Origin of the sequence: Bradyrhizobium sp. 23 (assembly GCF_023073295.1) — a bacterium.
GTDB lineage: Bacteria > Pseudomonadota > Alphaproteobacteria > Rhizobiales > Xanthobacteraceae > Bradyrhizobium > Bradyrhizobium canariense_D.
Genome location: NZ_JADPJF010000088.1, coordinates 173108 through 179182, shown reverse-complemented (window position 1 = coordinate 179182; position 6075 = coordinate 173108). Strand labels below are relative to the sequence as shown.

The following is a 6075-nucleotide window of genomic DNA, read 5'->3' as shown; positions in this document are numbered from 1 at the left end:
GCCGCCGATGCGCTCCTGCGCCTCCTCGGTCGAGCCGCCGATATGCGGCGTGAGGATGACATTGCCGAGGCCCTGCACCGGGCTGTTGAAGCGGTCCGAATTCGAGGACGGCTCGACCGGAAACACGTCGATGGCGGCACCCGCGAGATGGCCGTCGCGCAGAGCCCCCGCCAGTGCATCGAGATCGACGACGGTGCCGCGGCTGTTGTTGATCAGAAGGGAGCCGGGCTTCATCGCCCGCAGCTCCTTCTCGCCGATCATCCCTGATGTCTCCGGCGTCTCCGGCACGTGCAGGCTGACGACATCGCTCTGCGCGAGCAGCTCCTCCAGCTTCTCGACTGGCTCGGTGTTGCCGTGGCGGAGCTTGTCGGTGCGGTCGAAATAGATCACGCGCATGCCGATCGCCTCGGCCAGGGTCGAGAGCTGCGAGCCGATATTGCCGTAGCCGATGATGCCGAGGGTGCGGCCGCGCACCTCGCGGCTGCCGGTCGCCGACTTGTCCCAGCCGCCCTCATGGGCCGACACCGAGCGCGGGAAAATGCGCCGCAGCAGCATCACGATCTCGCCGATCACGAGCTCGGCGACGCTGCGCGTGTTGGAGAACGGCGCGTTGAACACCGGAATGCCGCGCTTGCGCGCCGCCAGCAGATCGACCTGGTTGGTGCCGACGCTGAAGCAGCCGACGGCGAGAAGCTGGTCGGCCGCTTCCAGGACCTGATCGGTGATCTGGGTGCGCGAGCGGATGCCGAGCAGCGACACGCCCTTGAGCGCCCGCCGCAAATCCTCGCCGTCCAGCGCCTTGGTCAGGCGCTCGACATTGGTGAAACCCGCCGTTCTGAACAGGTCCACGGCGCTGTCATTGACGCCTTCGAGCAGCAGCGCCTTCGCGCTCCGCTCAGGGCTTCGGCCTGGGACTGACATGAAATCTCCGTGGGTCACAGCTTCGCCGCAGCTCATAGAGCGCGGGGGATGCGCAGCACAATAGGGTTCGGATACGGGGAGAAGATGGCGGAGCGGTCGTCAGATCACGTAAAACCCGTGCGTCCCGTCCAGACGCAATTGTTCGACCAGGCCATATTCCCAGTCGAGATAGGCCTGCATCGCGCGTTCGTCGACGCCGGTGCCTTCATAGGGGCGGCGGTAGCGGTGGGCGGGGTCGGGCTTGGGCAGGACGTGCGGCGGACCGATTTCGAGCGCGCCGTCATAGCCGCCCTCCCACACATAGACCTCCCAGCCCATCTGCGCGAGCCAGGACGCCGTCATGTCGGCGCGGACGCCCTTATCGTCGGTCAACACGATACGCGCGCCGCGCACCGGTGCGGCCATGTCGGTTTCCTGGACGAGCTGTCCGCCGGGATAGTGGCGAAAGCCCGGGAGATGGCCTGCGGCATATCCCTCGGCGTCACGCACGTCGAAGCGATAGAGCGTGCGATCGGTCTGCGCGACAAGCGCAGCCATCTCGCTCGCGCCGATATGGCGGACACCGGCGCGATAGGCGACGTCGCGCGCATTGGCCGGGCCGCCCTCGAACGACCCGATCGCGCCACGCCTGTTAGCACCATGGTCGAGCGTGTGCCGCGCCAACGTCCAGCCGATGGTGCCGTTGCGCAGCGCCCGGACCTTGTTCGGCACGCCGGCATTGATCAGCGATTGGGTGCCGATGATCGAGCGGGTGCGGCCGGCGCAATTGACGATGATGGTGGTGTCGGCATCGGGTGCCGCCTGTCCTGCCCGCAGCACCAGCTCCGCGCCGGGCACGCTGACCGAGCCCGGAATGTTCATGGTAGCATATTCGTCGAAGCGGCGGACGTCGAGGATGGCAATGTTGGCCTTGTCCGCGATGAGTTTTGCCACCTCGTCGGCACTGAACGAGGGCGTGTGCCTACGCGACTCGACCAGCTCGCCAAAGGCTTTGGAGTAGGAGTTGACGTCCTCGAACATTTGATAGCCCGCGTCGCGCCAGGCCTTCAGTCCGCCATCGAGCGCGCGGACGTTGGTATAGCCGAGCGCGGCCAGCCGCTCGGCACCCGCGGTGACGAGCCCTTCGCCGTCATCATAGAGCACGATCGGCACATTCTTGCGCGGCAGCCTGACGTCCGCTTCGATCGCAATCCGATCGGCAGCCATGTTGGCGGCGAACAGCGGATGTCCCGTCGCGAAACCAGCCTCGTGCCTGAGATCAAGCAACGCGATCTCCTCGCGGAGCAGCAGTGCACGGCGGATGTCGGCGGGAGTGACGGTGGTGATCTTCATGGCGTAAACCCTGACGAGGATTGGCCATGGGCTTTTGAACGATTGCAGAAGTGTTGGCTAGCCTTTGCGGCAGCCCGTTCATTCGCCGGGAACGAGCCGCCCGAGCCGTGGCTGCGCCAGCCGCCTCAGCTTTCGACGCGACAAATAAAGCAAAACGCCGGTGACCGCGAACAGCGGCATCAGCACAGCCGCGAGCATGAACGCGAGCTTGCCGGGCCAGCCCAGAAATGCGCCGCGGTGGATATCGAGCACGTTCGCGATGGTCTTCTCGCCGAGGGTCTTATCGGAATAACGCTCCGCAGACACGAATTGGCCTGTGATGGCATCGACGCGGAATTCGTCACGGGTGGTGTCGAGGGTCGAGTCTTTCCCCCAGGAGCGGATCCGTATCACCGTGCCCGGACCGGCGGGCAGCGTCAGCAACGCCTTGGAGAAACGGCCGCCCTCTTCGTGCAGGAAGGCGGCCCACGCGCGATCAAAGCCGATCGGCTGTGCCGTCTCGCTGACACCGGCAGCACGCGACGCCTTTGTGGGCATCTTGGGCTGCATCTTCGCCGCGGCGATCTGCGGGCGCGACAGCAACCAGACGACGCCATCCTTGTACCAGTCGAACGAGTACCAGAGCCCGGTGAACGTCATCACCAGATAGACCGGCAGGACCCAGGTGCCGATCACCGCATGCAGCGACCGATGCAGACCGCGGCCACTGAGCCCGAGATTCGGCTTCAGCCACATCTTCACGCTGCCTGCACGACGCGGCCAGCGCAGCACGAGGCCCGAGATCAGCATCACGATCAGGCCGAGCGCGGCCACGCCCGTGATCTGGCGCCCCCAGCCCTTGGCATCGCCGGGAATCAACAGCCAGCGATGAAGCTTGCGCACGGTCGCGAAAAACTCTTCGCCGTCCGGTGTGCCCAACACGCGCGCGTCATAGGGATCGACATAGAGCGAGGACGGCCGCGCGCCTCGTTCGTCGCGGGCGAAGCGCACATGCACCGCGGCGGACGGATCACTCGCCAGCGTCACGGCGGAGATTTTGCCGACGTCCTGCGCCGCAGTCAGGCGCGCAACCAGTTCGTCCGGCATCAGCGCCGGTGCCTGGCGCGGCGCGACCTGCATGATGCCGGCGTTGAGATGATCGACGATCTCGTCCTCAAAACTCATGATCGCACCGGTCAGTGCGATCACGGCGAGCAGCAGCGCCAGCACGAGGCCCGCGATGGAATGGACATGAAGCAGAGCGGCCTTGATCGCGCGCCAGGACTCACGCATCGGCGCGAGCCCTCCTGCTCGGCGCGATCATCCGAAGGGCGTCCCTGCGCGACATGCCCATCGCTAAAACTTCACCGTCGCCGACAGCGAGACCCGCCGCGCGTCGCCGAGGGCGACGTTCAGATTATTGACGGCGGAGGGATAGTAGACAGTGTCGAACAGGTTCTTGACGTTGAGCTGGTAGATCACCGGCGTGTTCTGGTATTTCATCTCATAGGTCGCGAAAATATCGGCGACCACATAAGAGGGCAGGAAGAAGGAGTTGATCGAATCGCCGGGACGATCACCGACATAACGCGCGCCGCCGCCGAGGCGGAGCTGACCCGGCAGGGCTGTGCCGAAGTCATAGACCAGATAGAGCGAGGCCGTGTTCAGCGCGACGTTCTGCAACTTCCTGCCGAGCAGCGTGATGTCCTCGGATGCCGTCACGCGGGCGTCGGTGTAGCCATAACTGCCGATCAAGGCCCAGCTATCGGTGATCCTGCCGGTGACGTCCAACTCGACACCGCGCGAATGGGCACGGCCCACGGTGTGGAGTTCTACCACGCCTGCGCTGTTCGTCTTCGTCGTCTGCACGTTCTTCTTGTCGAGATCGTAGAGCGCCAGCGTGCCGGAGATGCGCTTGTTCAAATCGAACTTGACGCCGGTCTCGTATGACACGCCTTCTTCCGGCGCGACGTTGGAGCCGATCGTGACGCCGATCGGCGCAATGGTCGAATTCGGCTTCAACGATTCAGTATAGCTCGCATAGAGCGATATCTGGTCGGTGAGCTTGAAAATGGCGCCGCCGAGCGGAAGCACCTTGTCCTGGGACACATTGGTGTTGGTGACAAACGGCTTCCCGCGCCCGGCGATCTGGTCGTAGTCCATGTAGCGCACGCCGCCGACCAAGGCGAACCGCTCTGTCAGATGCAACGTGTCCTGGACGAACATCGACCACTGGCCGAGCTTGTCGGTCTGCGCACTGTCGGGATTGGACACCGTCGTTCCCGGCCCGATCAGGCCGTAAACGGGATTGTAGACATTGAAGGCGGGCGTTATCTGCCGGATCAGATTGTCCCGGTAGATGGTGCGATACTGGCCGTCGCCACCGAACACCACATCATTGCGCATGTCGCCGAGCCAGAAGCCGCCTGAAATATAGGACGTTCCATAGCTGGCGTTGCTGAGCGAACCCTGCGTGCCGTCGTTGCTGCGGGTCTCGGCGCCTGTCGTGAAGTTGATGCCGGTGATACGAAGCTGGTTGGCGCTGAAGGTCTCGGTGTTGTAGCTGTAGCCGGCGTAGAGCTTCCAATCATGATTGAAACGGTGCTCGACCGACGCCTGGATCAGGTCCGACGTGCCCCACGTGTTATTGAAGGGCTCGTCGAGCCGGCGCGTCGTGGGAACTGCCAGCGGCGCCTTCGTCACCGGATTGAACGCCGTGCCGCGATCGAACGGATAGATGAACTCGCGATGCTCGTAGTTGAGCTGCACCGTGGTGTCCTGGCCATACCAGGCCAGTGACGGCGCAACCAGCATCTCGCGGTGGCGGCCGAAATTCCGCCAGTAATCCTCGCTGACGCTGTAGCCGATGAAGCGATAGGCGAGGCCTTGATCACCGATCGGACCGGTGATGTCGAGCAAGCCGTCGGCGCCGGTCTTGGAAGCACTGAAGGCCGAACCAAGCAGCGTAACCGAGCCGTGCTGGTACAGCTCCGGCCGCTTGCTGATCGTGTTGACGATGCCGCCGGGATCCATGATGCCGTAGAGCAGCGAGGCCGGCCCCTTCAGCACCTCGACGCTTTCGACTGCGGGATTGAAGCTGCGCCCCTGCACCAGCGGCATGCCGTTGCGCATGATCGAGCCGTCGCGGTTGTCGCCGAAGCCGCGGCGGATGACCGCGTCCTGGCTGCCGGCGAGCGTGTTGGTCTGGGTGATGCCGCTGACGTTGATCAGCGCGTCGTCGATGTTTCGCGGGAGCTGGTCCTTCAGCACCTGCTCGGGCACCACGTTGACGGCCTGCGACGTATCGAGCGGCGAAGCGCCGCTGCGCAGCGTGGTCGCGCTCGGCATCGCGCGGTAGCCGAGCTTGGCGGCCTGTTGCGCGGCGGCTTCCGCGGCCGCGCGCTCCGAGAGCGTCGGCGCTGCGGGTGCGGGATTGCGATTGCGCTGGCGCGCGGCGGTCTGAGCGCGGCGTGGGGACTGGTCCGATGCACGCGCCGCTTTCGGCCGCGGTGCCGGCGCCTCGACCGTCACCGGCGGCAGAGCCGATTGCGCTTGGGCGGTCGTCGCGCTGAAGGAAGGTGCGCCGAGCAGAACGGCTGCTCCAATGAGGAGGACTGCGCAGCTCGTGCCGGCAGGAGTTCGACGGCCGCTGACGCGCTGGCCATCCAGATGAGCACGCACTTTCGATTCACTTCCAAGTCAGACGCAGAAGCTGGCGCGTCTAACAGCCGTTGTTCGTGAAGAGAACCGCAAGCGGCCTTGAATCGCTCTAGTGTTGAGTGGTTCTAGGCTTTGATCGCTATTCGACAATCCTCGATGGATTGCGCAGCGACCGCGACACGC

The 6075-nt window shown here is 64.7% G+C and carries 4 protein-coding genes; all 4 read right to left on the bottom strand.

Annotated features, from left to right (window positions below; genetic code table 11):
• The coding region (gene serA, locus IVB32_RS21805; protein WP_247411408.1) for a phosphoglycerate dehydrogenase at window positions 1-921 on the bottom strand (921 nt) is incomplete at its 3' end.
• Between the two features lie 99 nt (window positions 922-1020).
• The gene (locus IVB32_RS21800; RefSeq protein WP_018453060.1) at window positions 1021-2253 is read right to left on the bottom strand and encodes a rhodanese-like domain-containing protein; all 1233 of its coding nucleotides are present in this window, start codon (window positions 2251-2253) and stop codon (window positions 1021-1023) included.
• Window positions 2254-2331: 78 nt separating this feature from the next.
• On the bottom strand, window positions 2332-3525 hold the full coding sequence (locus IVB32_RS21795; RefSeq protein WP_018453059.1) for a PepSY-associated TM helix domain-containing protein: 1194 nt from the start codon (window positions 3523-3525) through the stop codon (window positions 2332-2334).
• Between the two features lie 63 nt (window positions 3526-3588).
• A complete protein-coding gene (locus IVB32_RS21790) occupies window positions 3589-5913 on the bottom strand; it encodes a TonB-dependent siderophore receptor (RefSeq protein WP_247369102.1) in 2325 nt (774 codons plus the stop codon).
• Between the last annotated feature and the right edge of the window lie 162 nt (window positions 5914-6075).

Bases quoted from the DNA above. Each gene is read 5' to 3' on its own strand.
- IVB32_RS21800 (WP_018453060.1), bottom strand. From the start codon at position 2,253: ATGAAGATCACCACCGTCACTCCCGCCGACATCCGCCGTGCACTGCTG.
- IVB32_RS21795 (WP_018453059.1), bottom strand. From the start codon at position 3,525: ATGCGTGAGTCCTGGCGCGCGATCAAGGCCGCTCTGCTTCATGTCCAT.